We start from the raw sequence: 25188 nt of genomic DNA, 5'->3' as shown, positions 1-25188 counted from the left end.
TATCGTATATCCTCACTTCACCTACTCACTCCGGAGCGAGCATGCGGCCATCGATCGTCGAACGGAACAGCGGTCTCGACCGCTCGCTGCTGGTGCGTGCGAGCGTCGCGCTCGCCGCGTTCGCGCTCGCGCTGGTGGGATGCGGCAGCGTGATGCCGGGGAGCATCCGTGACGGGGCCGGCAGCGGCACGTCGCCCACCGCCGCCGGCAACGGCCCCGGGGTGACCGAGGACTCCGTCAAGGTGGTCTTCGTCGGCGTCGACCTGGAGGGCGTCAAGAGCATCACCGGCTTCCAGTCCGCGGACGCCGGGAACCCGGCCAAGCAGGTGAAGGCCCTGGAGACCTGGGTCAACGCGAACGGCGGGATCGGCGGCCGCACGCTCGACGCGGTCTTTCGGATGTACGACGCCCAGGTGGACTCACCGGCCGCCGAGGAGCAGCTCTGCAACAAGATCACCCAGGACGACCAGGCCTTCGCGGTCGTCCTGACGGGGCAGTTCCAGAGCAACGCGAGGCCGTGCTACGCGCAGCGCGAGACCCTCGTGCTCGACGCGACGCTCGTCGCCACCGACGAGGCCACCTACGCCGAGCTGTCGCCGTACCTGTGGTCGGCGAGCTACCCGTCCTACGACGGCTTCGTCGAGGCCTACGTCGCCACGCTGGCCGAGCAAGGGTTCTTCGACGGCCGCGAGGAGGTCGGCGTCGTCGCCGCCGACAACCCGATCAACCGGGCGACGATGGAGGAGCTCGCGATCCCGCTGCTCTCCGACGCCGGCGTCCGCGCCGAGGTCGCCTGGGTCGACACCACCGACCAGGGGAGCCTGTTCCAGGGCAACGAGCAGGGTGCCGTGACCTTCCGCACCGCGGGGATCGACCGCGTCATGTTCCTCGGCGGGGCGCGCCTCGCGTCGATCTTCGCAACGGTCGCGAGCTCGCAGAGCTTCGAGGCGCAGTACTCGATCTCGACGTTCGACAACCCGGCGTTCTTCGTCAACAACCCCGACACCATCCCGCCCGGGGTGATGGACGGCATGGTCGGGGTCGGGTTCGCGCCCTCGCAGGAGGTCGCGGACGACGCGCTCGCGTTCCCCGACTCCGAGGCCGAGCAGCGCTGCGTCGACATCTACGGCGAGTCCGGCATCACCTTCTCCTCGCGCGAGGCCGCCCGGGTGGCCCTCCCGTACTGCGACGCCGCGCTGCTGCTGCAGGCCGGCGCGATCGACCTCAGCGGCGACCTGAACGCGTCGGCCTGGGGTGCCGCGGTCGAGAAGCTCGGCTCTGCCTTCGTCCCGGCGACCGGCTTCGCGGGAGCACTCGGCCCCGGCCGGCACGCCGCCTCGGGTGCCTACCGCGTGATGCGCTTCGACAGCGACTGCGGCTGCTTCGTCTACGAAGGGGGCGACGTTGAGTTCCCGACGTCATGACGCCTCCGCGCCGCGCGGCGGAGCGCCCGTGCTCGCCTGCGAGGGCGTCGCGTGCTCGTACGGCCAGGTCCAGGTGCTGTTCGATGCCGGCCTGCACGTCGAGCAGGGGGAGATGGTCGCGCTGCTCGGACCCAACGGCGTGGGCAAGTCGACCCTGCTCAAGGTGATCGGCGGACTGCTCGCGCCCGACGCCGGATCGGTGTCGATCCAGGGGGTCGACGTGACGCGGGCACCCACCCGGGAACGGATCGAGCGGGGGCTCGCCCAGGTCGTCGGCCAGGCCACCTTCGGCTCGCTGACGGTGGCCGAGAACCTGCGGGTGCACGCGTACACGATCGACGACCAGGCGTGGGCCCGGGAGGCCGTCGACGCCGCGCTCACGGTCTTCCCCCGGCTGCACGCGCGACGGGACCAGCCGGCGTCGACGCTGTCCGGAGGCGAGCGCCAGATGCTCGCTCTCGCGAAGGCGATCGTGCAGTCACCCCGGGTCCTCGTCGTCGACGAGTTCTCGCTCGGGCTCGCTCCGGTCGTGGTCGGCGGCCTGCTCGAGCTGGTACGCCGGCTGAACGCCCGGGGCACGGCGGTCCTCATGGTCGAGCAGTCGGTCAACGTGGCGCTCGCCCTGGTCGACCGTGCGTACTTCATGGAGAAGGGGCGGATCGTGGCGTGCGAGTCGGCGCCCGAGCTCGCGGCCGAGCCGGAGCGGGTGCGCGCGCTCATGCTCGGCGGGCACGCGGAGGTGACCGCGTGACGGCGGCGCAGGCGCTGGCCCTCGACGTCGCCGGCTTCGACCTCGGGATCGACCGCCTGGTGATCGGCGTCTTCACCGGACTGACGTACGGCCTGCTCGCCGTCGGCCTGGTCCTGGTGTACCGGTCGAGCAAGTTCGTCAACTTCGCGTACGGGTCGATCGGCGCCTTCGGCGCCTCCGTCCTCGGGCTGCTCGTGGTCGACTGGGGCGCCCCGTACGTGCTGGCGTTCCCCGTCGCGATCGCGGTCGCCGCCGCGCTCGCGGGCGGGATCGAGGTGGGCGTGATCCGCCGGCTCGCCGGGCGGCCGAGCCTGATCGGGATGATCGCGACCCTCGGCCTCTCGCAGTTCATCCTGATCATGGCGCTGCTGGTGAACAGCGACGGCGTCAGCGGCTTCACGTTCCCCGAGCCGCCGTTGCTCCCGTCGTTCACGCTCGGCAGCACCCCGGTCGGCCCGTCGTACCTGGCGATGCTCCTGCTCGCCCCGGCCGTGCTGGTCGGCCTGGCCCTCTTCCTGCGTCGCTCGAAGCACGGCCTCGCGATCCGGGCTGCCGCCGATGCGGCCGAGACCGCGGAGCTGGAGGGCATCCGGGCCCCGCGGATGGCGTCGTTCGCCTGGGCGATCTCCGGGGGGATCGCGGCGCTGTCGGCGATCCTCGTGACCCCGACGACCGCGGGCCAGTCGATCGACACGCTCGGGCCGGACCTGTTGCTCAAGGGCCTCGCCGGGGCGGTGATCGCACGGATGTCGTCCATCCCGATCGCGTTCGCCGCGTCGATCGGGATCGGCGTGCTGGAGCAGGTCCTGCTCTCCAACCCCGACACCCGCGGCCTGGTGCCGGTCGTGCTCGGCCTCGTGATCGTGGTCGCGCTCCTGCGGCAGCCGTCGCTGGGACGCGCGGAGGCCGACCGGGGCGGCTGGCGCCGGGTCGGCGCACCGCCGATCCCCGCCGCGTACACCCGGGTGCGCTCGATCAGGCTGAGCGCCGTGGCGGTGGTCGCGTTCAGCGTCGTGCTCGCGGTCGCGCTCGCCTACGTGGTCAGCAACGAGACGGCCTCGGTGCTCACCAGCGTGGCGGGCTTCGCGCTCGTCGGCCTCAGCGTCGGTCTGATCACGGGTGTCGCCGGCCAGCTCTCGCTCGGCCAGTTCGCCTACGCCGGGATCGCGGCCGCGGTCTCGGTCCACATGATGGAGTGGACCGGCGGGTGGGTCGTGGGCGTCCTCGCGGGGGTCCTGGCCGGTGCGGTCGTCTCGGCTCTCGTCGGGATCCCGGCGCTGCGTCTGCGCGGGCTCGCCCTGGCCGTCTCCACGCTCGCCTTCGCCCTGGCGACGACGGCCTGGGTGCTGCGGCTCGACCTCTTCCTCGGTGACGGGGTCGCGCCCGGCAAGCCGTCGTGGTTCGGCTACCCCATGGAGCTCGCGCGCGACTACTACCTGTTCGCGATCCTCATGCTCGCGCTCGGCGTGTTCGTCTCGGCGAACCTCTGGCGCAGCGGCTTCGGCCGCTCCCTCCAGGCGCTGCGCGACAACGAGGACGCGGCTCGCGCGTTCACCGTTCCGCGGACTCTCCGCAAGCTCCAGCTGTACGCGGTGGCCGGCGCGCTCGCCGGCCTCGGCGGCGTCGTGATCGGGCACGGCCAGACGCAGCTCACGGTCAACTCCTTCCCCGCGGCCGCGAGCATCGACGTCGTCGCACTGACGGTCGTCGGCGGGCTCGGCCTCGTCATCGGCCCCCTGATCGGCGCCCTGATCATCGTCGGGATCCCCGGGGCGGTCGCACTCGGGATCCCCGGCCAGGCGGCGCTGGCGCTCGGCTGGCTGCTGGTCGTCGTGCTGCTGCCCGACGGCCTCGGCGGGGTCGGGATGCGGCTGCGCGACCGGTGGTACGACTGGTTGGCCGCCCGGGCCGGGATCGACCCGGCCGTCGCGCGGGCCCACCCCGACGTGACCCAGCGCTCGCCGCTGCACCACGGCGCGGACATCGGTGGGATCTTCGCGGTCGACGAGGTCGACCGGGCCTCCGGGCCGGGCGCGGCGCCGCTGCTCCAGGTCCACGGAGTCGGACGTCGCTTCGGCGGCGTGGTCGCGGTGGACCACGTCGACCTGGTCGTCGACCCCGGTGAGATCGTGGGCGTGATCGGTCCGAACGGCGCAGGGAAGACCACGCTGTTCGAGATCGTCGCAGGGTTCACCCGTCCGGACGCCGGCCAGGTGGTCTTCGCGGGCCGGGACGTCACCGGGGCGAGCCCGGAGCAGCGCGCGGTCGCCGGGCTCGTGCGCTCCTTCCAGGACGCGGCGCTCTTCCCGACCCTCACCGTGCGCGAGACCGTCATGCTCGCCGGGGAGCGGACCCGTCCCAGCCGGCTGTGGGTCTGCGCTCTGGGGACTCCGGTGCCCGACCGGCAGCGGGCCGCGCGGGCCGACGAGCTGATCGAGCGGATGGGCCTGGCCCCGTTCGCGGACCGTACGATCAGCGAGCTCTCCACCGGGACCCGTCGCGTCGTCGAGCTGACCTGCCTGCTCGCGCTGGAGCCGCGCGTGCTGCTCCTCGACGAGCCGTCGGCGGGGATCGCGCAGAGCGAGTGCGAGGCGCTCGGAGAGCTGCTGCTCGACGTCCGTCGCGACCTCGGGACCGCGATGGTCGTGATCGAGCACGACCTGCCGCTGCTGTCACGGCTGAGCGACCGGATGGTCGCGATGAACCTCGGGCGCGTGATCGCGGCGGGGACGCCGGACGAGGTCCGGACCCATCCGGACGTCGTCACCTCCTACCTCGGCTCGGACCTCGCCGCCATCGAGCGCTCGGGCCCGAGCCTGACCCCGGTCGCACCGCTGCCCGCGGGGTCGCCGTGATCGCACCACGCCGCACCGTCACCCGTCCGATCCGTCACGCACCCATCCCACGCACCCGGAGAACGCCCATGACATCGAACCTCATCAGGGCCGTGCGAGGCCTCCTCGGCGCGCTCGCGCTCGGCGTCGTCATGCTCGTCGCCGCGCCCGCAGCCTCAGCAGCCCCGCAGCTCGACGTGAGCGAGACGACCGGTCTCAGCGACGGGCAGTCCATCACCGTCGACGGTTCCGGGTTCGACCCGAACCTCGAGGGCATCGCGGTCGGCCAGTGCAAGGAAGGCTTCACCGGTCCGTCGGACTGCAACCTCCAGGGCGGTGCGACCTTCCGCAACGCCGACGGCTCCGGCACGATCGCGACGGTCACCCTGAAGCTCGCGGAGTCGTTCAACGGGATCGACTGCACCACCCAGCAGTGCGTGATCGGCGCTGCACCGCTGCCGACCGCGAGCTCCCAGGCGGTCGTCGACGCGAACACCGCGATCGTGCCGCTCGAGTTCGGCGCAGCGGCCGGGGGCGGCGCCGAGGAGGCGTCGGCGCCGGCGGAGGCTCCGGCGCAGGCGCCGGCCGAGGCTGCGCCGGCGCAGGCCGACGCGGGCGCCCTTCCCAAGACCGGCCCGACCGACAGCCTGCCGGTGCTGCTGCTGGCCGGCGCGGCGCTGGTCCTTCCCGGGGCCGCCCTGATGCTCGCCCTCCCGTCCCGCCGCCGCAGCGGAGCCGGAGCATGAGTGCGCGGGCGCGGCGCTCCGCCGCCCTGCGGGTCGTGGCGTCGGCCGTGCTCGCGGCGGGTGCGCTCGTGCTGACCTCGCCGCCGGCTCAGGCGGTCGCGCCGACCGGCGGGTGCTGGGTCTGGTACGCCGGGACGCCGTCATCGAACATCTCGACGTCGCTCGCGCCCTGGGCGGACGCGGCGTCGGCACCGGCAGGTCCCGCCGACCACACGATCACGCTGTCGCCGAGCGATCCGGCGCCGGGCCAGCGGGTGACGATCGAGTACGCCTTCAACAAGGGTCCGAAGAACGGCGGCCCGGCGGCGGCCGTGGCCGGGACGTTCACCTTCTCGGTGAACGACGGCACCGAGGTCACGGCGAGCAAGGACTTCGGCACCGTCGCCGGCGGCGCTGCGATCCCCGGATCGACCGTGACGACGAGCTTCGTCGCGGTCGAGGGCGACAACGACGTCCGGCTGGAGGGCGCGGTCTTCCGGGCGACGGCGTTCGACATCCGGATCGACTGCAACGGTCAGACCAGCGGCACCGCGCAGACGAATCCGCGGACGGCGCCCCTGCCCACGAACGTGACAGCCAGCGTGGTCGCGTCGGGTGACCCCGTGGATCCGGAGCCGACGACCGCGCCGACCACCACGCCGCCGACCACGACCCCGACGACCGCGCCGACGAGCGCGCCCACGAGCGCCGCGACCACGGCGCCGACCACGTCGACACCGACGGCCGCCCGTGAGGGCGAGCCGGCCACCGGTGACGTGACGTTCGCCTGCACCCTCGAGCCGCTCGGGACCGAGTTCGACTACCCGGCCGAGATCTCGGTCCTCGGGTACCGTGCGGCCGACTCCGACCCGGTCACCCTCCAGGGCGAGCTGAGCGACCTGCCGGGGATCGCGCCGCTGCCGATCAACGGCACGATGGACGTCACGCTCGATCTCGTCGCCGGCGGTCAGGACGTCACGCTCTCCGGCGGCGGTCACGTGGAGGCAGCCACCAAGGCCCCCGTCCCGGTCCCGGTGCTCACGGGTGAGATGACCTCGGAGGAGGCGGAGATCGACATGGCGGTCACCGGCTTCACCTTCGACTTCCCCGACCTCGACATCAGCGCGGACTGCACGGGCGACGCCGAGCTCTCGAGGATGGTCGTCGGCTCCGAGGTTCCCCCGGACGGCGGGGACGGCGGTGGCGGCGACGGTGACGGCTCGGGCGGCGGCGACGGCGGGGGGACCGCCTCCGGCGGCGGCACGCTGCCGCAGACCGGCGGGACGGACGGCCTGGTGGTCGCCGCGCTCTGGGCCGGGGCGCTGCTGCTGCTCGGTTCCGCGGGCCTGGTCCTGGTGCCGGGCCGGCGCCGCACGGCGGCGGGCGGATGACCGCCTGACGCCCCACAGACGGCGGACTCCCTGGCGTACCTGTCAACGCCAGGGAGTCCGCTCGTACGTCAGCGTGCCAGCAGCGGGTGCGGCACGTACGACCGCTCGGCCACGAAGCCGGCCTCGGCCAGGCGCCGGGTCGAGACCGGGACCGACGGAGCGGCGATCTCAGCCCGGTAGACCAGGGGCTCCAGGCCCTGGCTCGCGGCGATCGTGTCGAACAGCTCGGCGTTGCGGGGCGGGACCTCGGGGTGCGTGAGGTTGAAGACCCCGACGAGCTCGTTCTGCACCGCGTGCAGCACCGCGTCGGCGGCGTCGTCGACGGAGAGCCGGTAGAAGAGGGCGTCCGCGCCGAACGGCACCGACCCGCCGAGGTGGGTGTGCGCGAGGGCGACCTTGGCCTCGATCGGGGGATCGTCGGCGCCGAAGACGTCGCCGCACCGGAAGATGGTCAGCCGGTCGCCGGCGGTGTCGCGGTAGACCTGCTCCATCGCGAGGAACATCCGCGGGCTCGGGTCGTCGTCGCTGGTCACCGGCGCGTCCTCGGTCACCTCGTCCAGGTGGTCGCAGGCGTTCCCGTACACCGAGAGCGCGGACAGGGCGACGAGGTGCGTGCCCGCGCCGGCCGCCGTGACGCTGAGCGCGGTCTCGACCAGCACCTCGTGGTACGTGGCCGCCCGGTCCTCGGGCGTCATCGCGCGCGCGGCCGCCGGTCCGGCCGTGACGACCACGGCGTCGGCATCGGCGACGTGCCGTGCGACGGCGGCGCGATCGGTCCCTCGCAAGACGACCACGTCGTCGAAGCGTCGGCGCAGGTCCTCGACCCGCGCCGGCGTGGTCGTGGTGCCGGTGACGTGATGGCCGGCTGATCTCAGGCGCGCGCCGGCCGCCGTCCCGACCAGCCCGGCACCGATCACCAGGACCCTCATCGGGTGCTCCGGATCTGCTCGAGCCCGGCGCGGACGGAGACCAGCTCCTCGACGCGCTGCTCGCCGAGGAACCGCTTCGAGAGCTCGTTCATCGGGTCGAGCGTGTAGGCGTACGTCCGCAGCGCGTGGTCGCGCTCGCGCAGCGCGGCGCGCTGCTCGACGGGGACGGGCTCGGCATCGCGGACCCAGCCGAGCCAGGTGGTGACCCGCTCCTCGACGTGGGCCCGCAGCGTCTCGATCACGGACTCGTCGCGCTCCGCGACGTAGGAGGATCCGGTGGGGGAGAGGAACGCCCGCATGTAGGTGCCGTGGCTGACCGACCAGGTGAAGCGGTCGTCGCCGCGCAGCGCGAGCCAGGAGGCGTTGTCCGGCTCGTAGTAGCGGTCCAGGTAGTCGATGTCGGTCATCAGGTCGCGGCGCGGGATCGCGTCGCTGAAGTGGAAGACGTTCGGGATCGTGCCGAACACGATCACGAGGTGCGGCACGTCGACGTGCGGTCCGAGCCAGACCTGGAGGTTCATGTCGAGGATCGAGGCCCGACGGTTGCCGATCCAGGAGTGGACGAGCCACTCGACGCCTTCGTCGGGATCACCGGCGTAGGTGTTCAGCGAGCCCTCGTAGGTCTCGTCCGGGGTGCTCCACGCGCTGAGCCCCGCGCTGCTCGGGTGCGGCTGCACGTCGAGCTCGGCGGTGATCCGGTCCTTCGCCGCGGTCAGGATCTCCCAGAACGCCTGCCACAGCTCGCGGCTGTCGACGTCGGGGGCCTCCGCGAGGAACTCCGGGATGGTCTTGGTCTGTGCGCTGCTGCTTGTCATGACCGAATCATAATGATATATGATCTATGCGTCGAGAGTCTGGAGCACCGCATGATCGTCGTCGTCAGTCAGGCCTGGACCCGACCGGGTGAGGAGCACGCGGAGGCCTACGTCGCGCTGTCCGGCGCGTTCGGCCGGTTCTTCGCCGACCACCCCGGCTACCGGGGGCGCCGCCTGGTCCGCGGGGTGGAGGACCGCACCCACTTCACCCACCTGCGCTTCTTCGACACGGTCGAGGACTACGAGGCCTGCACCCGGCACCCCGACTACACCGCGCACCTCGAGGCGATGTACGAGCACCTGCGGCCGTACGAGTCGTACCCGCGCGAGTACCTCGAGGTCGTCCTCGACGAGCCCGACCCGCGATGACGACCTTCCTGCTCGTGCACGGGGCGTTCCGTGGGGGCTGGGCGTGGCGGCGCGTGCGTCCGCACCTCGTCGCCGCCGGGCACGACGTGTACGCCCCGAGCCTGGTCGGTGCCGGCGAGCGGGTCGGTGAGCCCGTCGCCGGCCTGGCGACCTGGGTGGACCAGCTCGCCGGCCTGCTCGACACAGAGGACCTGACCGAGGTCGTCGCGGTCGCGCACAGCCAGGGCGGGGTCGTCGTCCGCGCGCTGGTCGCGGCGGCGCCGGAGCGGATCGCGCAGGTCGTCTACCTCGACGCGGCGGTCCCGGATCCCGGTGAGCGTGCGATCGACCTCACCCCGCCGCCGCCCGGGTTCGCGCTGCCCGGGCGCGATGCGCTGGTCCCGGCCCGTCCGCCCGAGCCGGGCGGTGACGTCGACGACGAGCTCGCCGCGTGGATGGCGGGCCGGCTCACCCCCACACCGTTCGCGCCGTCGCTCGACCGGGTCGTCGTCACGGCGGAGCGGGCGGTTCCGGCCTCGTACGTGTTCTGCGCGGACACCCCGGCCGGCTACCCGTCGGAGGTGACGCGCACGCGGCTGGACGAGCGTGGGATCGGCTACCGCACGCTCGACGCCGGCCACGACGCGCCGCTGACGGCTCCGCGTCTCGTGGCCGACGTCCTGCTCACGGCAGTGGAACGTCCCGCTTGACGACCTTGCCCGCGGCGTTGCGGGGAAGAGCCTCGATGGTCGACCAGCGGCGTGGGACCTTGAACCCGGCGAGCGAGGTGCGGCAGTGCGCGTCCAGCGCGTCGGTGTCGAGCTCGCGGCCCGGCGCCATCACGACCACCGCCGCCACCTCCTCGCCCCACGTCCGCGACTCCACGCCGAGGACGCACGCCTCCATCACGTCCGGGTGGGTGGCGAGGACGTCCTCGATCTCGCGCGGGTACACGTTGACGCCGCCGGAGACGATCATGTCCTTGGTGCGCCCGACGATGTGCAGGTAGCCCTCCTCGTCCAGCCGGACCAGGTCGCCGCAGGTGACGAACCCGTCCTCGGTCGTGCACGCCGCCGTCGCGTCGGGGTCCTTGAAGTAGCCGCGCATCAGGTACGGCGACCGGCTGAACAGCTCGCCGGTGCCGCCCGGGCCGACCTCGGCGCCGTCGTGACCGATCACGCGCGTCTCGGTCATGTACCAGGGCAGGCCGACCGAGCCGGGCTTGCGTGCCGCGTCCGGGGGGCGGAGGTTGGAGATGATCCCGCTCTCGGTCGAACCGTAGAGCTCGTGCACGGCGACGCCGGGGAACGTCGCCATCACCCACTGCTTGAGCCCCCACGGCAACGCCGCGGCGTTGAAGTAGAGCGTGTCGAGCCGGCTCAGGTCCCGCGCTGCGATCGCCTCCTCGCCGAGGGAGCGGAGCATCTGCGCGTGGGCCGGCACCAGGAAGACCGACTGCACGCCGTGCCGCTCGGTCAGGTCGAGCATCGCCTCGGGCGACCACGCGCGCAGCATGACCACCGTCCCGCCGGTGAACACCGGTGCGTAGCCGAACGCGAAGCCCGCGCCGTGGTAGAGGGGTGCCACCGCGAGCGAGACCCGGCCGTTGCCGAGGCCCCACTCGGCGGCCGCCTGGTAGAAGGTGAGGGTCCGCGACCGGTGGCTGATCATCACGCCCTTCGGCCGCCCGGTGGTGCCGGACGTGTACGCGATCGAGAACGGGTCGGACTCCTCGACCGGGCGGTGCGGGTCGAGGGGTGAGGCCGCCGCCAGCACCGTCTCGTAGTCTTGCACGACTCCGCCGTCGACGGTCCTGCCAGGGGCGCCGTCGCCGATCACGATCATCGGGATCCCGCGCGCGCTCGCGGCCGGGGTGACGACGTCGAGGAGAGCGGCCTCCACCACGACCGCCGCCGTCTCGGAGTGCTCGATCACGTACCCGGCCTCGGTCGCGGTGTAGCGCGGGTTCACCGGCACCGTCGTCATGGCGGCCATGGCGGTGCCGCAGGCGACCTCCAGGTGCTCGCCGCGGTTGCCCACGCACACCGCGACGTGGGCGCCGTCCGCGAGTCCGAGGTCGATCAGGGCGTTCGCCCAGCGAGCGGAGCGCTCCGCGAGCCGTGCGTACGTCCAGGTGCGCTCGCCGTCGACGACGGCTGTGGCGCGGGGGGTGGCCCGCGCGAACTCGCGCACGCCGTTGGCGATGTTGAGGGAAGCTCCGAGAGCGGTCAGGGTCATGGGATCACCTCGTGCGTCGTCGGGTCGGGGACGGTACGGCGGTCCGTGGTCGCGAGGCGTCTTGCCTCGGACGCGGCTTCGTGGGAGAACGGTGTTCGCCGGCTCCGAGCGCGGAGTCGGGGAGCAAGCGCGAGGAGGGGCCGTGGCGGAGCCGAGGAGCGACGCGACCGTGGACGCGGCTGCACCTGCGGGGACCATCACCGCGGTGGAGCGGGCGGCCGACGTGCTGCTCCAGCTCGCCGCGAGCTCCGAGGCCGACCTCGGCGTCACCGAGATCGCGTCCGCCCTGTCGTTGCCCAAGGCGGCCGTCCACCGGATCCTGGCGTCGCTGCGCAGCCGCGACCTCGTGGTCCTGGACGAGCAGACCCGGCGGTACGCGCTCGGTCCCGCCGCGGTGCGGCTGGGGGTCGTCTCGCTCGAGCGGATCGACATCCGTCGGACCGCTCGGCCGCTGCTGAAGGAGCTGTCCGAGCGGACCGGGGAGACCGCGACGCTGTCGGTCCTGCACGGGACCGACAGCCGGATGTACGTCGAGCAGGTGACGCCGGACCGCGAGGTGATGATGACCGTCTCGCTCGCCGTCCCGTACCCGCTGCACGCGGGCGCGTCCTCCCGGGCGCTGCTGGCCTTCCTGCCCGAGGAGCGCCGCGGGGCCTACCTGTCGAGCGGGCCGCTGAGGGCGGTCACCGGTGCCACCCTGGTCGACCCCGACGAGCTGCGGACCGACCTGGCCGCGATCCATGACCAGGGGTGGGCGCACTCGCGCGGAGAGCGCCTCGACGGGGCCGCGTCGGTCGCGTCCCCGGTCCTCGGCCACGACGGCCTGCCCCTGGCGGTGGTCAGCGTCTGCGGGCCCGCCGAGCGGTTCGAGTCCGAGGTCGACGCGTGTCGAGAGGTGCTGCTCGAGGTCACCCGCCGGTTGTCCCACGCCGCGGGGTGGACGGGCTGACGTGACGACCGCGCCGCGTTGACGGAGGTCGGGCAGCCGGTCTACGGTCAAGCGAAACAGCGTTTCGTATTCGGAGGTCGCGCCGTGGTCGCTCGTTCGTACCTCTACGTCCCGGCGACGGCGGGCGACAAGCTCGCCAAGGTCCTGCAGCGCGGTGCCGACGCGGTCATCGTCGACCTGGAGGACGCCGTCCCCTTCCCCGCGAAGGACGGAGCGCGTGCGGACGTCGTCGCCTGGCTGGAGGGCCTGGACGGAAGGAGCGACGTCGACCGGCGGCCGGCCGGTCCGCCGGACGTCGAGATCTGGGTCCGGCTGAACGCCGGCGAGCCGGGTCTGGTCGACGCGGCCGCCGTCGCGGCTCCGCGCGTCGCGGGCGTGATGCTGGCCAAGACCGAGACCCGTGAGGAGATCGACGCGCTCGACGCGGTCCTCACCGATGCGGAGCAACGCCGCGGCCTCCCGAGCGGCTCGATCGGGGTCGTGCCCCTGCTCGAGTCCGCGGCCGCGCTGCTGCGGGCGCCCGCGATCGCGGCCGGTCCGAGGGTCGTGCGGCTGCAGGTGGGGGAGGCCGACCTGGCCGCGGACCTGGGGTTCGGCGAGGACGCCGACGACGCCGACTGGGCGCCGATCCGCAGCCAGATCGTGGTGACGAGCGCTGCTGCGGGGATCAGCGCCCCCGTCGCGCCGGTCTCGACGGACTTCCGCGATCTCGACGCGCTCGCGGCGAGCACGCGAGCGCTGGCGCGGCGCGGCTACGTCGGCCGGGCGTGCATCCACCCCGCCCAGGTCTCGGTCGTCAACGACGTGTTCACCCCGAGCGAGCAGCGCCTCGCCGCGGCCCGCGCGCTGATCGCCACCTTCGACCGCGCGGTCGAGGCCGGCCAGGGCGTGATCGTGGGACCCGACGGGCGGATGATCGACGAGGCCGTGGTCCGCCGGGCCCGCAACCTGGTGGCGCTCGCGCGCTGAGCCGGGCGGGCTCATCTCCCCACCACCGTCGTCCCGTCGACGAGCGAGCGCGCCACCACCGTGCGCAGCACGTCGTTCGTGCCCTCGCCGATGCTCATCAGGATCGCGTCGCGGTAGAGCCGCTCGACCTCGAACTCGGTCGAGTACCCGTAGCCGCCGTGCACCTTCATCGCGTCGATCGCCGCGTCGAGCGCGACCTCGGAGCAGAAGATCTTCGCCATCCCGGTCTCGCCGTCGGCCCGGCCGCGTCGGACCGCGTCGGCGGCCCACCAGGCCATCAGCCGCGCCGCCTGGAGCCGGGTCCCGATCGTGGCGAGCGTGAGCTGCACGGCCTGGAACTCGGCGATCGGCCGCCCGAACGCCTGCCGCTGGCGTGCGTACGCCAGCGCCTCGTCGAGCGCCCGCTGGGCGATCCCGACCGAGCGGGACGCGATGTTGACCCGGCCCCACTCCAGTGCCGAGAGCACCTGCTGCATGCCGCGGCCCTCGACACCGCCCAGCAACGCCGAGACCGGGACCGTGGCCTCGTCGAGGACGACCTCGCAGGACTCGGTGCCCTTGTAGCCGAGCTTCGCGATGTCCCGCGTGACGGTGAACCCGGGCGTGTCCGCCTCGACCAGCAGCACGCTCATCCCGCGGTGCGCCGGCGTCGCGGACGGGTCCGTCTTCACCAGAACCGGCAGCGGGTCCGCGTGCCGGGCGTTCGTGATCCACGTCTTCGTCCCGGACACCACGTAGTGGTCGCCGTCGCGCCGCGCCGTCGTCCGGATGCCCTGGAGGTCGGTGCCCGCGTCGGGCTCGGTCAGGCCGATGCCCGTCCGGCGCTGCCCGGTCGCGAGGTCGGGGAGATAGCGCTGCTTCTGCTCGTCGGTGCCGTGGGTCGCGATCATCCGGCACGCCAGCGAGTGGCTGCCCAGGATGCCGGCGATCCCCATCCAGCCGCGGGCGATCTCCTCGAAGACCAGCGCGAACGAGACCGGGTCGAGGTCCAGGCCGCCGTACTCCTCCGGCACGGTGATCCCGAACAGCCCCATCCGGCCGAGCCCGGCGACGATCTCGGTCGGGTAGCGCCCCGACTGCTCCCACTCCCGGGCGACCGGCACGATCTCGCGGTCGACGAAGCTGCGCAGGAGGTCGCGGAAGTCCTGCTGGTCTGCGGTCAGGTCCATGGCGATCCTTCTCTCGGGCCTGCTTCTCGGGCGGGGGCGGGGACGGCGACCGGCAGCGCGCGTCCGTCGGGCAGGTCGGCCCACGCGAGCGCGACCGGGTCCCCGATCCGCCAGGACTCCGGGTCGTCGCGCCCCTCCAGCCGGGTCAGCAGGACGACGCCGCCGTCGAGCCGGACGCGGGCCACGACGTACGGGACGTCCAGGTCGGCGCGGGGCGCGCGGTGCACGACCGTGAACGTGTCGACCACGCCGCGTCCGTCGGACTCGGTCCAGCCGAGCCGGTCGGTGCGGCCGCAGCCGGTGCACAGCGCACGCGGCGGGTGCTGGCGGTGGCCGCAGTCGCAGGTCTGGACGAGCAGCACACCCCGGCGCGTCGCGTCCCACCACGGCGCCGTGGTCTCGTCCGGCGGCGGTACGACGGATGCGGTCATCGGTCGGCTCCCAGCACGACCGTGGCGTGGGTGGAGAGGATCCCGCCGGTGCCGTGCACGAGGGCGGTCCGGGCGCCGGGGACCTGGCGGGCGCCCGCCTCGCCGCGCAGCTGCCGGACGGCCTCGACGAGGAGGAGGATGCCCATCTGGCCCGGGTGGCAGTACGAGAGCCCGCCGCCGGAGGTGTTGAGGGGCAGAGCGCCGCCGGGACGGATCGCGCCGTCCGCGACCAGGTCGAGCGCCTCGCCGCGGCCGCAGAGCCCGAGCTCCTCCAGGGTCAGCGCGACCGTGATCGTGAACGAGTCGTACAGCTCGAGCACGTCGATGTCCGCGATCGCCAGGTCGGCGGCCGCGAGGGCATCGGCGGCGGCGCCGGACGCCCCGGTCTCGGTGATCACCGGGCGCGTGGTCATCGAGGTGTTCGTGGTCCGCTCCCCGTAGCCCAGGACGTGCACGGGCGGCCTGGGCAGGTCACGGGCCCGCTCGGCGGAGGTGACGACGACGGCGCCGCCGCCGTCGGTGACCAGGCAGCAGTCCGCGGCGGTGAGCGGGCTGGAGATCATCGGCGCGTCGAGCACGTCGGCTATGGTCAGCGGCCCGGCCTCGTGGCGGTACGCCGCCGGGTTGAGGAGGGCCCACGCGCGCGCCGCGACGGCGATCTCGGCCAGCGCGGCGCGGTCACGCCCCGCGCGGTGGAGGTACGCGCGTGCGGCCATCGCGTAGTACGACAGCGGGTAGAGCGGGTCGTACGGCGACTCGAACTGCGCCTCGAGCGTGTGCTGGTCGCTCGCCCCGGCCAGGCTGCGCGAGCGGGCCGAGCGCTGGTTGGAGGCGAACGAGATCACCACGACCTCGGCCTGGCCCGCCTCGATCGCCTGCGCCGCGCGGGCGACGAACATCTCGAAGGCCGAGCCACCCGCGAACGTGGAGTCGCCCCATCGGGGCTGCACGCCGAGGTAGTCGGCGAGCTGCGTCACCGAGAACCGCGACACCCCGGTGGCCGCGAGGCCGTCGACGTCGGCCAGGGTGAGCCCCGCGTCGTCGAGGGCGCGGGTGATCGCCTGGGTCTGGAGCCCGAGGACCGACCGGCCGGTGACGCCGAGGTCGCACTCGGCCGCACCGACGATCGCGACGCCGCTCATGGCGTGCCCCCGGGACCCTCGGCCGAGCCCAGCAGCACCACGGCGGACGCGGGCGCGACGGCGGTCCGCTCCGCCGTCCCGCCCGCACCGACCACCTCGACGCGCAGGGTGAGCGCGACGCGATCGGGTGCGGACTCGGTGACCTCGCCCGTGCAGCGGATCGTCTCGCCGGCGAAGACCAGCGCGCGGTACCCGATCTCGAGGCTGCGCACGAAGCAGTCCGGGCCGAGCCAGTCCTGGAGCGCCTGCACGAGGTAGGCACCGAAGACCTGGCCGTCGACGATCGGACCGGGCAGGCCCTTCGACGCGGTGTACGCGGTGTCGTAGTGCAGCCGGTGCCAGTCCCAGGTCGCCCCGGCGTACGCGACCATGTCGGTCAGCGTGATCGTGCGCTCCAGCGGCGGCATCGGGGTGCCGACCTCGGGGCCGCTCATGCGCTCGGCTCCAGCGCGACGAAGATCAGCGTCTCGGCGTTCTCGGCGAGCAGGTCGCCGCCCGAGGCCGTGTAGGTGGCCGTCGACGAGACCACGAGCATGTCCGCGCCGGAGCGGGTGGACTTCTCGGCCACGTCGGTAATCCGCCAGGTCGCCGTGACGACGTCGTCAGGACGGGTCCGCCGCCCGAACGTGTAGCGGTTGCCGCCTCGGACCTGACGCGTGCCGGGGAGCTCCAGACCCCAGGTGTGGCCGGCGTACCCCTCCGCGTCGGGGGGCAGGCCCGCGTACTGGTTGGTCTCGCAGATCAGGGTCGGCGGCGCGGTCACCCCGGCGAGGCCGTGCTCGCGGGCGAACGCGTCGTCGGTGTAGAGCGGGTTGGCATCGCCGACGGCGAGCGCGAAGTAGCGCCCGGCGGCCGCGCCGAGCGGCTCCGGGGCCGTGTACGTGCGGGTCGTGCCGATCATCGCGCGCAGCTCGTCGGTCAGCAGGCTCACGTCAGGCCCCCTCGGGGTAGCGGGCGGTCGGGAAGACCTCGAGCAGGAACTCGGGGCGCAGCAGGTCGGCGCAGATCGCGCCGGTCGAGGCCGGCCACGGCGGCGCGAGCAGCCGCTCGCGGACGTCGGCGACGACCTTGTAGTCGCCCAGCGCCCGCTCGACGCAGAACTCGATCGTGCTGGTCAGGTGCTGCGGCCCGAGCCCGGCGTGCGCGAGCAGCTGCAGCACCGCGCCGTACGTGGTCTCGGCCTGCGCGGCGAGGTCGCCGGGGTGCAGCGCCTCCTGCGTCTCCATGTCGAGCGCCGCGAAGCCGGACATGAACAGCGTGCGACCCGCCCGGACGCCCGGTGCGTAGGTGAGCGTGTCGTAGCGCTCCCAGCCGGGGTTGACCAGCTCCAGCGGGTGCCGCGACGCGGTCACGTCGATCGCGACCAGCTGGTCGGGGTGGTGCAGCCGGCTCATCAGGATCCCGCCGGCACCCGGGTAGACGCCGGCGCCGCCGAGGAGCTCCGTGCGGACCCGGTGGGTGCGGCGGTACTCACCGCGGGTGGCGGGGGTCGAGTAGTCGTAGGTCGTCACCGCCGCGTCCAGGCTGAGCCCGGCCTGCTCCAGCAGCGCCCCCGCGCGCTCGAGGCAGTAGCGGTACTGGCCCGTGAAGTCGCCAGGAGCCACGACCTCGCCCGACGCGTCGAGCGGCACCAACGTCGGCAGGTGCACGGTGCCGTCGTGGCCTTCGGTGACCGGCGACGCGATCCAGGTGCCCGCCTGGCGCCGCTCGCTCGCGGCCAGCACGACGCCGGCGCCCGACGACGCCCGGATCTCGACCTCGAGCAGAGCCGCCGAGCGGACCAGCCGGTCGACGACCACGGTGCTGATCGTCGGACCGGCGTCACCGCCGCCGTGGAGGCCGAGCACCTCGTCGCGCACGCCCGCGGCCTGGTCGTACTCGGCCAGGCCCGCGATCGTCACGTACTCGGTCACGTGCGTGACCTCGTGCGCGCCGAGTCCTGCCGCCTCGATGATGGTCAGCACCTTGCGGTACGCGGTGCCGGCCTGCTCGACCATCGAGCCCGACACGGTCATCTTGCCGATCGCGGCATCCATCGCCGCCGCGGTGTGCCCCGAGGTCCACGCGTGCCCCCGCTCGGCCAGACCCAGGCTGAAGGTGAACCCGTCGGCGGGCAGCCAGCCGAAGTCGTCGGGGCGGATGTCGGTCACGGTCATGCGTCGGCCTCCTGGCGGTCGGGGGTCGGGATCTCGTCGGGCGCCTCGACGGCACGGGCGACGGCACGGAGCAGCCCTCGCAGGTCGGGCGCCAGGGGGAGCGCGGCGACGGCGGCGGCGACCTCGTCGGCCCGCGGGCCGGCGTTGCCGCGCAGCTTGGCGTGCAGGTCGCGCGCCGGCAGCGCGCCGTCGCTCCCGGGGCTGCGCTCGACGCGGCCGTGCAGCGTCCTGCCGTCGTCGAGGCGCAGGCGGACGTCGCCGGGTGCGTCGGCCGCGTGCCCGACCGCCGCGGCGTCGACCTCCCACGTCACCGCCGCGGCCAGGGCGCGCGCGTCGGCACGCTCGAGCGCGGTCTCGGAGTACGTGTCGGTGCCGAGCCGGCCGTCGAGGACCAGCGCCGCGACGCTCCACGGCAGCGAGAACTTCGCCGCGTACGGGCTGGCGGGCGCCGCCAGGTCGCGGTCGGGGGCGCACACGACGGACGCCGAGTCGGGGTGCACCCGCGCGTGCACCGCCCGGACCCGCGACCCCGCGACGCCGGCGGCGAACAGCCCTGCCTGCGCCGCGGCCATCGTGGCGTGCGCGAGCTGGCAGGTCGGCCACGGCTTGAACCCGATCGAGCGGACCTCCCAGCACTCGCCGAGACCCTCGACCACCTGCGACGGGCGGGCGGTCGTGTCGGCCAGCGCGTCGTACAGGCCGTGCGGCCCGTCGAGCACCGTCGCCGGCCCGCTCGCGCCGGCCGCCGCCAGGCGGGCCGCGAGGATCCCGGCGTGCGACGCGAGCCCGGGGTGCAGCTGCTTCGTGCTGGCCCCGGTCCCGAGGAACGCGAGCAGACCACCGGCCTGGCTGCCGGCGATGCCGAGCGCATCGGTCGTGGTGGTCGCATCGAGCCCGGACAGTCGGGCTGCGACCGCCGCCGAGGCGAACACGCCGGCGACCATCGTGGCGTGGAGCCCGCGCCGGTGGAAGGCGTGCGGCGCCGCCGCGCCGATCCGGCACGCCACCTCCAGCCCGACCGTCACCGCGTCGAGCACCTCGCGACCCGTCGCACCGACCTGCTCGCCGACCGCGAGCGCCGCGGGCAGCGCGACCGCGGTCGGGTGCACCAGGCCGCCCGCGTGGGTGTCGTCGAAGTCGAGCGCGTGCACCATCACGCCGCTCGCCAGGGCCGCCGCCGGGGCGCCGACGCGGGTCGCCTCGCCCAGCAGCGTCGCCTCCGCCGGCCCGCCGAGGCCACGTGCCACCGTCAGCGTCGGCCCGCACGCGTCGAGCCGCCGCGCGCCGACCGCGGTCCCGAGCCCGTCGAGGACGTGCGCGAGCGTGGTCGCGGTGACGTCGTCGGGGATCTCGGCGGCCTCGACCACCCAGGCGGCGAGCTGCTCGGCGATCACCTCAGGCCCCCGTACGTTCCGGGGCCGTGCGATCCGGTTCCGTGCCGAACGCGCCCGCGTCGGCGAGCGAGGCGATCCGCTCCGCGTCGTAGCCGGCGATCGAGCCCAGCACGTGGTCGGCGTCCTCGTTGCGGCGCGGCGCTCGGCGGTACGTCGGGGGCTCCGACCCCACCCGGACCGGCGACGCGACCTGACGCAGCGTCCCGTACCGCGGGTGCTCGGTCTCGACCACCAGCCCGCGGGCCGCGGTGTGCTCCTCGCGCAGCGCCTGCGGCACGTCGTTGACCGGCCCGCACGGGATCGAGGCGGGGTAGAGCACCGCGAGCCACTCGGCCACGGTGCGCTCGGCGAAGATCGCCTCGAGCTGGGCCAGCAGCTCGACCCGGTTCTCCTGGCGACCGGAGAAGTCGGCGTACGGCGACGGCTGCTCGGCCCACTCGGGGTGCCCGACGACCACGGCGAGTCGCGCCCAGAACTTCTCCTTCGCGCACCCCACCACGAGCCAGCCGTCGGAGGCCTCGAACGCCTGGAACGGGACCAGCGACGGGTGCGCGGAGTGCCGGGTGCGCTCGGGCTCGTAGCCGGCGTTGAGGTGCCAGGTCGCCGGATAGGTGAGCATCGAGACCGCGGTGTCGTACAGGCTCACGTCACAGTCGGTCCCGACACCGTCACGCCGGGCCGCGTGCAGCGCCGCGAGCATCGACAGCGCGGCGACGTACCCGCCGGAGAAGTCGACCAGCGAGAGCCCGGACTTCGTGGGCGGTCCGTCGGGCTCCCCGGTCAGGTCCATCCAGCCCGCCAGCCCCTGGAGGACGTAGTCGTAGCCCGGCTCGGTGCTGCGCGGCCCGGTCATCCCGAAGCCGGTCAGCGAGCAGCACACGATCGCGGGGTTGAGGTGCGCCAGGTCGGCGTAGGTGATCCGCATCTTGGCGGGCACGTCGCCGCGGAGGTTGGAGTAGACGACGTCGGAGACCCGCACCAGGTCCTCGAAGACCGATCGGCCGGCCTCGGTCGACAGGTCGAGGCTGAGGCTGCGCTTGTTGCGGTTGAAGGTCTCGAAGAACAGCGAGTCCTCGTCCTGCGCGTACGGCGGGACGTACCGCCCGACGTCGCCGCCGACCCGCGGGTCCTCGATCTTGATCACCTCGGCGCCGAGGTCGGCGAGGTGGACGCTCCCGAACGGGCCGGCGCCGTACTGCTCGACGGCGACGATGCGGACGTCCTCGAGGGGCTTCATGCGTGACCTCCGGTGAGCGTGGCGACGAGCGCGATGATCGAGTCCTGCGCCGCACGGGTCTGCGCGGCGTCGATCCCGTGGGTCGGCGGGCTGAGCTTGACCGAGTCGGCCAGGCCCTCGTACGCGGCCAGCCGCCCGGCGACCGCGTCCGGGTCGCCCGCCAGGGTCAGGCAGTCGACCATCGTGTCGTCGACGGCGTCGGCGAGGTGGTCGGCGCCGCGCCCGCCGCGGAACGCCTCGCGGACCTGCTCCTGCTGCGCGGCCAGCCCGTGGAAGGCGAAGAACTCGGCGTACGTCCGGACGCTGGCGTAGAACCCGACGGTGGCGGCCACGCGTCGTCGGGCCGTGGCCGCGTCGTCGTCGACGCTGCAGCAGGCGGACACCACGACGTCGAGCTCCGTGCGAGCACGCCCCGCCTGCTCGAGCCCGGTCTCGAGCTCGGGCAGGATCCGCTTCTCCAGGTACGCCGGTGAGCACAGCTCGTGGCTGATCCAGCCGTCGCCCACCCGACCCGCGAGCCGGGTCATCGCGGGGCCCATCGCGGCGAGGTAGACCGGGATCGCCGGGCGACGGACGGCGTACGGGCGCTGGTAGCCGCGGATGCGCATGGGCTCGTGCGCGCCGTCGAGCTCGATCGGCTCCCCGGTGGTGCATTCGGCGACGAACGTGCGGATCGCGCGGACGGTCTCGTCGAGGTGGGCGACCGGCTTGCCCCAGCGGGCGTGGTGCCAGTCCTCGTTCAGCCGCTGCACGCCCGAGCCGAGCCCGAGCACGAACCGGCCGTCGGCGAGCTCGTCGAGGTCCATCGCCTCGAGCGCCGTCACCATGGGGCTGCGGGTGAACGCCAGCGCGATGGCGGTGCCGACGCGTGCCGTCGTGGTCGCCGCCGCGACCGCGGCGGCGGTCACGGTCGCGCTGCGGTGCAGCTCGGGGACCCAGATCACCTTTGCCCCCGCCGCCTCCGCGCGCCGGGCGGCGTCAGCGACCTCCTCGAGCGTCTCGCCCCACGGCGCGTAGCCGATCCGCACCGTGCTCACGCACCCTCGGCCGACAGCGGATGCTTCGGGGTGGGGAAGGTGTCCTCGACCTGCTCGGCGCCGCGCCGGTAGACGTAGAAGGTCCGCTTGAAGGAGCAGACCTCGTCGCCGTCCTGGTTCAGCGTGCGGGTGCGGACGGTGACGATGCCCGCGTGCGGGCGGCTCGCCGACTCGCGCTTCTCGAGCACCATCGACTCGCTGAACAGCGTGTCGCCGGCGAAGACCGGGTGCGTCATCCGGATCTCGTCCCAGCCGAGGTTCGCGAACGCGTTCTGGGTGATGTCGGTGACGCTCTGGCCCACCGCGATCGCGACCGTCAGGGTCGAGACCACCAGCGGCTTGGAGAACTCCGACCTCGCGGCGTACTCGGTGTTGAAGTGCATCTGGTTCGTGTTCATCGTCAGCAGCGAGAACCACGTGTTGTCGGTCTCGGTGACCGTCCGGCCGAGCGGGTGGCGGTAGACGTCGCCGACCTCGAAGTCCTCGTAGAAGCGACCGGTCCAGCCCTGCTTGATGGTCATCGTGTCCGTCCGTTCGTGGGTCAGAATGCGGTCGATCCGGGCTTCACGACGCCGAGGACGGCGGCGAGCAGCACCAGGGCCCAGATGCTGTAGACGTAGGGTTCGCAGCTGCGCAGCGACGACCGGATGTCGTGCTCGACCTGCGGCGTCGAGCCGGTCGCCATGAGTCGGCCGAAGGCGGGTCCGAAGCCGCGCAGCCGCCACCTGATCAGGACGCCGGCGAGGATGCACAGCGCGTACGCGCCGAGCTTCGCGCCGAGCCACCTCGGGTTCGTGTCGACGCCGAACGGGTCGGTCGCGATCATCGTGTAGCCGGCGATCGCGAGCAGCACGGCCACCAGGCCGTACCGCACCGCGAGGTCGAGCCGCTGCACCGTCCGGCCGAACCGGGTCGCGCCGCGGGTGTAGTCGTAGACGGCCATCGCGAGCCACACCCCCGACGCGATCCACAGCAGCGTCAGCAGGACCGGGCCGACGAAGAACTCGTCGCCGAGCGGACCGGCCGCCATCAGGGTGACCCCGCTCGGCAGGAACAGCACGAGGCAGATCCGTGGGGCCAGGTCGACGCCGTGCATGATCTTCAGCGCGGTGGCGCGGGCCTGCGGGGCGAGGTCGTCCCGCAGGATGAACCGGCTGGAGTAGTAGACGCCGAGATCTCCGCCGAGCCAGTAGACGAACAGGAGGATGTGCAGCAGGATCGCGAGGCTGTAGGCGTTGACCCCGTGCACCGCCTCGACGGCCGCGAGCGTGGTGGTCACATCCCGTCCCCGTCCCAGCGGCCGCGCGAGCGGCTGCGCACCGGCAGCGACGAAAGGATCGGGGCGGGGATCGGGTCGCCGGCCTTCCACGGACGACCCGCGCCCCAGCTGTGCGCCTGGTCGTCGGTGCGCTCGTCCGCGTGCTCGGTGCTGCGGCCGAACCAGCCGAAGTCGAGATTGATGACTTCGCGCTCGTGGCTGTGCTCGTGCTCGTGCTCGTGCTCGTGGTCGTGGTCGTGGTCGTGGTCGTGGTCGTGGCTGTGCCCGTGGCCGTCGTGGCCGCCCTGGAGGTTGTAGGCGTCCATCGCCTTCGCGATCGCGACCGCGGCCGGGTCGGTCCCCGAGCCGTGGTGCGTCACCGGGGCGTCGAACCGGTCCTGGTCCTTCTGGAACTGCCAGGACGCCTGCAGCTGACGCATGTCCTCGTCGGTGCGCCACGGCTGCGCCATCGCGTGCGTGGAGTGGGCCCAGCGGAGCGCGGGGTGCGGGCTGTCGTCGAGACCCTCGGGGCCGTAGTTCACGCCCTCGCCGCCCCACATCACCCACTCGTTCTGGGTGTACCAGTTGGCGAGCTCGCCGTCGGAGCGCAGCAGCCAGGTCGCGCCGCCCTCCATCGTCGTGAAGTGCCCGTGCTTGACCCGCGCCGGGCGGAAGAAGTAGGTGCCGAGGTCGAGGGTGCCGAAGTTGTACTCCATGTGGCCCTCGGTCGTGTACGCCTCCTCGTAGCACGGGTGGTGCGCGAGGCGGTGGTCCGCCCAGCCCTCCTGCGCGTGCACGAGCCTGGTGTAGAAGCCGGTCGTCGGGTCGACGTGCAGGTACTTGATGAAGAGGCCGGGCATCGGCCCGGGGTTGGGCACGGCGTCCCACGGCATCGCCTCGGAGTCGATGACGATGACGTCCTCGCGCGCGTCGTCCCAGCGCTTCGCCGAGGCGACCGAGTCGATCGGGTCGAAGCCGGCGTCTCCGTACTCGCGGTAGTGCAGCAGGCGGGTCCCCTCGGCGATGCGGAGGTAGTCCGTCGGCACGCCCTTCGGGGCGTAGACGTACCCGCCCTTGCCGATCCTGCGTCCGCCGTAGTCGATCTCGCCGTCGAGCACGTAGTACTCGGTGTTCGCGTGGTGGATGCCCGGGCTGCGGCCCCAGTCGGTGTGGAAGTCGACGCGCAGCGAGGAGGAGCCGTCCTCCTCGTCGACCGACAGCCGTCGCTCGCTGGCCCGCCCCTCGCCGGTGGGCAGCTCAGCGGCGTGCCAGACGTAGTCGTCTTCCTGGATGAGCTCGACGTGGGGTCGCACGGTGCCTCCTGATGCTGAGCGGATACGAGAATATACGATATCTATTCAAGGCCTCCGTGACCAGGGTTCCCGGGGATCTCCCTTGCAAGATCCGGCGGGACTGCGAGGGTGGGCGCGAGGAGGTGGGCGATGGATCCCGTACGACCGGCACCGCTCGTGGTCGTCATGGGCGTCTCCGGGGTCGGGAAGTCGACGGTCGGGCAGGCTCTCGCCACGCGCCTCGGGGTCCCGTACGCCGACGGCGACGACTTCCACCCGCCGGAGAACGTCGCGGCGATGGCGGCCGGGCGGCCGCTGACGGATGCCGAGCGGGAGCCGTGGCTCGACACGGTCGGCGCATGGCTCGCCGACCACGTCGGCTCCGGAGCCGTGGTCAGCTGTTCCGCGCTGCGGCGCCGCTACCGCGACCGGCTGCGCGCCGCCGCGCCGGACTGCGTGTTCCTCTCGCTGCAGGCGTCCCGGGACGTGCTGCTCGAGCGCATGCGGACGCGCGAGCACTTCATGCCTCCGGCGCTGCTCGACTCCCAGCTGGCGACCCTCGAGCCGCTCGCGCCGGACGAGCCCGGTCTCACCGTCGACGCAGGGGGCGCGCCCAGCGAGGTCGTCGACACCTTCCTCCGCCGGTCCGAGGGCGGAGGTGGGCCCGCGAATTCGGTGTGATTCGCAACCAGCGTGGGG

At 73.3% G+C, this 25188-nt stretch carries 25 protein-coding genes; 10 read left to right on the top strand and 15 right to left on the bottom strand.

What is annotated here, in order from left to right; all coding sequences use genetic code 11:
• The first annotated feature begins 41 nt into the window (after positions 1-41).
• The 5 genes from CLV56_RS02795 to CLV56_RS20470 all read left to right on the top strand — a co-directional run bounded on the left by CLV56_RS02795 (position 42) and on the right by CLV56_RS20470 (position 7125).
• Entirely contained in the window at positions 42-1424 is a 1383-nt protein-coding gene (locus CLV56_RS02795; protein ID WP_039348685.1) for a type 1 periplasmic-binding domain-containing protein, read from the top strand.
• Positions 1405-2175, top strand: coding sequence for an ABC transporter ATP-binding protein (locus CLV56_RS02790; RefSeq protein ID WP_157805042.1), 771 nt, complete (start codon positions 1405-1407; stop codon positions 2173-2175). Before CLV56_RS02795 ends, CLV56_RS02790 begins: the two co-directional genes overlap by 20 nt.
• Entirely contained in the window at positions 2172-5030 is a 2859-nt protein-coding gene (locus CLV56_RS02785) for a branched-chain amino acid ABC transporter permease/ATP-binding protein (RefSeq protein ID WP_170224750.1), read from the top strand. Before CLV56_RS02790 ends, CLV56_RS02785 begins: the two co-directional genes overlap by 4 nt.
• Positions 5031-5098: 68 nt before the next feature.
• Positions 5099-5755, top strand: a complete 657-nt coding sequence (locus CLV56_RS02780) for a neocarzinostatin apoprotein domain-containing protein (protein WP_039348689.1) — start codon at positions 5099-5101, stop codon at positions 5753-5755.
• Entirely contained in the window at positions 5752-7125 is a 1374-nt protein-coding gene (locus CLV56_RS20470; protein WP_039348691.1) for a hypothetical protein, read from the top strand. The genes CLV56_RS02780 and CLV56_RS20470 overlap by 4 nt, the downstream gene beginning before the upstream one ends.
• Positions 7126-7193: 68 nt before the next feature.
• Here the strand turns inward: CLV56_RS20470 and CLV56_RS02760 are convergent, their stop codons facing one another.
• On the bottom strand, positions 7194-8054 hold the full coding sequence (locus tag CLV56_RS02760) for an NAD-dependent epimerase/dehydratase family protein (RefSeq protein WP_039348693.1): 861 nt from the start codon (positions 8052-8054) through the stop codon (positions 7194-7196).
• Positions 8051-8869, bottom strand: a complete 819-nt coding sequence (locus CLV56_RS02755) for a hypothetical protein (RefSeq protein WP_039348695.1) — start codon at positions 8867-8869, stop codon at positions 8051-8053. Before CLV56_RS02755 ends, CLV56_RS02760 begins: the two co-directional genes overlap by 4 nt.
• A 51-nt stretch (positions 8870-8920) precedes the next feature.
• Between CLV56_RS02755 and CLV56_RS02750 the strand changes: the two genes are divergently transcribed.
• Entirely contained in the window at positions 8921-9238 is a 318-nt protein-coding gene (locus tag CLV56_RS02750; protein ID WP_039348698.1) for an antibiotic biosynthesis monooxygenase family protein, read from the top strand.
• Positions 9235-9927, top strand: a complete 693-nt coding sequence (locus tag CLV56_RS02745; RefSeq protein ID WP_039348701.1) for an alpha/beta fold hydrolase — start codon at positions 9235-9237, stop codon at positions 9925-9927. The genes CLV56_RS02750 and CLV56_RS02745 overlap by 4 nt, the downstream gene beginning before the upstream one ends.
• Here CLV56_RS02745 and CLV56_RS02740 read toward each other — a convergent pair.
• The gene (locus CLV56_RS02740; protein WP_039348703.1) at positions 9902-11455 is read right to left on the bottom strand and encodes a class I adenylate-forming enzyme family protein; all 1554 of its coding nucleotides are present in this window, start codon (positions 11453-11455) and stop codon (positions 9902-9904) included. The two genes, CLV56_RS02745 and CLV56_RS02740, sit on opposite strands and share 26 nt — an antisense overlap.
• 142 nt (positions 11456-11597) lie before the next feature.
• Here CLV56_RS02740 and CLV56_RS02735 point away from each other — a divergent pair, with 142 nt between their 5' ends.
• Positions 11598-12404, top strand: coding sequence for an IclR family transcriptional regulator (locus tag CLV56_RS02735; RefSeq protein ID WP_245857554.1), 807 nt, complete (start codon positions 11598-11600; stop codon positions 12402-12404).
• Positions 12405-12488: 84 nt separating this feature from the next.
• Positions 12489-13373 (top strand): HpcH/HpaI aldolase/citrate lyase family protein, encoded by an 885-nt coding sequence (locus tag CLV56_RS02730; protein ID WP_039349010.1) that lies wholly within the window; start codon positions 12489-12491, stop codon positions 13371-13373.
• An 11-nt stretch (positions 13374-13384) separates the two neighbouring features.
• On the opposite strand, the gene CLV56_RS02725 is transcribed toward CLV56_RS02730, so the two are convergent.
• From CLV56_RS02725 to CLV56_RS20785, 12 genes are read right to left on the bottom strand one after another with little or no spacing between them, the layout of a single operon-like run.
• A complete protein-coding gene (locus tag CLV56_RS02725) occupies positions 13385-14542 on the bottom strand; it encodes an acyl-CoA dehydrogenase family protein (protein ID WP_039348705.1) in 1158 nt (385 codons plus the stop codon).
• On the bottom strand, positions 14533-14973 hold the full coding sequence (locus CLV56_RS02720; RefSeq protein WP_100414348.1) for a Zn-ribbon domain-containing OB-fold protein: 441 nt from the start codon (positions 14971-14973) through the stop codon (positions 14533-14535). Before CLV56_RS02720 ends, CLV56_RS02725 begins: the two co-directional genes overlap by 10 nt.
• Positions 14970-16115 (bottom strand): acetyl-CoA acetyltransferase, encoded by a 1146-nt coding sequence (locus tag CLV56_RS02715; RefSeq protein WP_039348706.1) that lies wholly within the window; start codon positions 16113-16115, stop codon positions 14970-14972. Before CLV56_RS02715 ends, CLV56_RS02720 begins: the two co-directional genes overlap by 4 nt.
• On the bottom strand, positions 16112-16549 hold the full coding sequence (locus tag CLV56_RS02710) for a MaoC/PaaZ C-terminal domain-containing protein (protein ID WP_039348709.1): 438 nt from the start codon (positions 16547-16549) through the stop codon (positions 16112-16114). Before CLV56_RS02710 ends, CLV56_RS02715 begins: the two co-directional genes overlap by 4 nt.
• Entirely contained in the window at positions 16546-17046 is a 501-nt protein-coding gene (locus tag CLV56_RS02705) for an FAS1-like dehydratase domain-containing protein (RefSeq protein ID WP_039348711.1), read from the bottom strand. The genes CLV56_RS02710 and CLV56_RS02705 overlap by 4 nt, the downstream gene beginning before the upstream one ends.
• A 1-nt stretch (position 17047) precedes the next feature.
• Positions 17048-18271 (bottom strand): RidA family protein, encoded by a 1224-nt coding sequence (locus CLV56_RS02700; protein WP_100414347.1) that lies wholly within the window; start codon positions 18269-18271, stop codon positions 17048-17050.
• Positions 18268-19665 carry an MmgE/PrpD family protein gene (locus CLV56_RS02695; protein WP_039348713.1) on the bottom strand — a complete coding sequence of 466 codons (1398 nt, stop codon included), beginning with the start codon at positions 19663-19665 and terminating at the stop codon, positions 18268-18270. The genes CLV56_RS02700 and CLV56_RS02695 overlap by 4 nt, the downstream gene beginning before the upstream one ends.
• A gap of 1 nt (position 19666) precedes the next feature.
• Positions 19667-20902: a CaiB/BaiF CoA transferase family protein gene (locus CLV56_RS02690; protein ID WP_039348716.1), complete on the bottom strand. Its 1236-nt coding sequence runs from the start codon at positions 20900-20902 to the stop codon at positions 19667-19669.
• Positions 20899-21939: an LLM class flavin-dependent oxidoreductase gene (locus tag CLV56_RS02685; RefSeq protein ID WP_245857552.1), complete on the bottom strand. Its 1041-nt coding sequence runs from the start codon at positions 21937-21939 to the stop codon at positions 20899-20901. The genes CLV56_RS02690 and CLV56_RS02685 overlap by 4 nt, the downstream gene beginning before the upstream one ends.
• Positions 21936-22460: a MaoC family dehydratase gene (locus tag CLV56_RS02680; RefSeq protein WP_039348720.1), complete on the bottom strand. Its 525-nt coding sequence runs from the start codon at positions 22458-22460 to the stop codon at positions 21936-21938. The genes CLV56_RS02685 and CLV56_RS02680 overlap by 4 nt, the downstream gene beginning before the upstream one ends.
• Before the next feature lie 20 nt (positions 22461-22480).
• The gene (locus tag CLV56_RS02675; RefSeq protein ID WP_211287959.1) at positions 22481-23218 is read right to left on the bottom strand and encodes a hypothetical protein; all 738 of its coding nucleotides are present in this window, start codon (positions 23216-23218) and stop codon (positions 22481-22483) included.
• A complete protein-coding gene (locus CLV56_RS20785; protein WP_100414346.1) occupies positions 23215-24510 on the bottom strand; it encodes a DUF4437 domain-containing protein in 1296 nt (431 codons plus the stop codon). The genes CLV56_RS02675 and CLV56_RS20785 overlap by 4 nt, the downstream gene beginning before the upstream one ends.
• Positions 24511-24639: 129 nt before the next feature.
• Between CLV56_RS20785 and CLV56_RS02665 the strand changes: the two genes are divergently transcribed.
• Complete coding sequence (locus CLV56_RS02665) at positions 24640-25170, top strand: gluconokinase (protein WP_039348723.1); 531 nt, start codon at positions 24640-24642, stop codon at positions 25168-25170.
• Positions 25171-25188 lie beyond the last annotated feature (18 nt).

It is taken from the genome of Mumia flava, assembly GCF_002797495.1.
Classification (GTDB): Bacteria; Actinomycetota; Actinomycetes; order Propionibacteriales; family Nocardioidaceae; genus Mumia; species Mumia flava.
Note: the sequence above shows the minus strand (reverse complement) of the source record. Positions and strands in the feature narration are given on the sequence as shown.

Bases quoted from the DNA above. Each gene is read 5' to 3' on its own strand.
- CLV56_RS02710 (WP_039348709.1), bottom strand. From the start codon at position 16,549: ATGAGCGGCCCCGAGGTCGGCACCCCGATGCCGCCGCTGGAGCGCACG.
- CLV56_RS02720 (WP_100414348.1), bottom strand. From the start codon at position 14,973: ATGACCGCATCCGTCGTACCGCCGCCGGACGAGACCACGGCGCCGTGG.
- CLV56_RS02740 (WP_039348703.1), bottom strand. From the start codon at position 11,455: ATGACCCTGACCGCTCTCGGAGCTTCCCTCAACATCGCCAACGGCGTG.
- CLV56_RS02745 (WP_039348701.1), top strand. From the start codon at position 9,235: ATGACGACCTTCCTGCTCGTGCACGGGGCGTTCCGTGGGGGCTGGGCG.
- CLV56_RS02795 (WP_039348685.1), top strand. From the start codon at position 42: ATGCGGCCATCGATCGTCGAACGGAACAGCGGTCTCGACCGCTCGCTG.
- CLV56_RS02755 (WP_039348695.1), bottom strand. From the start codon at position 8,869: ATGACAAGCAGCAGCGCACAGACCAAGACCATCCCGGAGTTCCTCGCG.
- CLV56_RS02690 (WP_039348716.1), bottom strand. From the start codon at position 20,902: ATGAAGCCCCTCGAGGACGTCCGCATCGTCGCCGTCGAGCAGTACGGC.
- CLV56_RS02725 (WP_039348705.1), bottom strand. From the start codon at position 14,542: ATGGACCTGACCGCAGACCAGCAGGACTTCCGCGACCTCCTGCGCAGC.
- CLV56_RS02700 (WP_100414347.1), bottom strand. From the start codon at position 18,271: ATGACCGTGACCGACATCCGCCCCGACGACTTCGGCTGGCTGCCCGCC.
- CLV56_RS02715 (WP_039348706.1), bottom strand. From the start codon at position 16,115: ATGAGCGGCGTCGCGATCGTCGGTGCGGCCGAGTGCGACCTCGGCGTC.
- CLV56_RS02760 (WP_039348693.1), bottom strand. From the start codon at position 8,054: ATGAGGGTCCTGGTGATCGGTGCCGGGCTGGTCGGGACGGCGGCCGGC.
- CLV56_RS02750 (WP_039348698.1), top strand. From the start codon at position 8,921: ATGATCGTCGTCGTCAGTCAGGCCTGGACCCGACCGGGTGAGGAGCAC.
- CLV56_RS02680 (WP_039348720.1), bottom strand. From the start codon at position 22,460: ATGACCATCAAGCAGGGCTGGACCGGTCGCTTCTACGAGGACTTCGAG.
- CLV56_RS02780 (WP_039348689.1), top strand. From the start codon at position 5,099: ATGACATCGAACCTCATCAGGGCCGTGCGAGGCCTCCTCGGCGCGCTC.
- CLV56_RS20470 (WP_039348691.1), top strand. From the start codon at position 5,752: ATGAGTGCGCGGGCGCGGCGCTCCGCCGCCCTGCGGGTCGTGGCGTCG.
- CLV56_RS02665 (WP_039348723.1), top strand. From the start codon at position 24,640: ATGGATCCCGTACGACCGGCACCGCTCGTGGTCGTCATGGGCGTCTCC.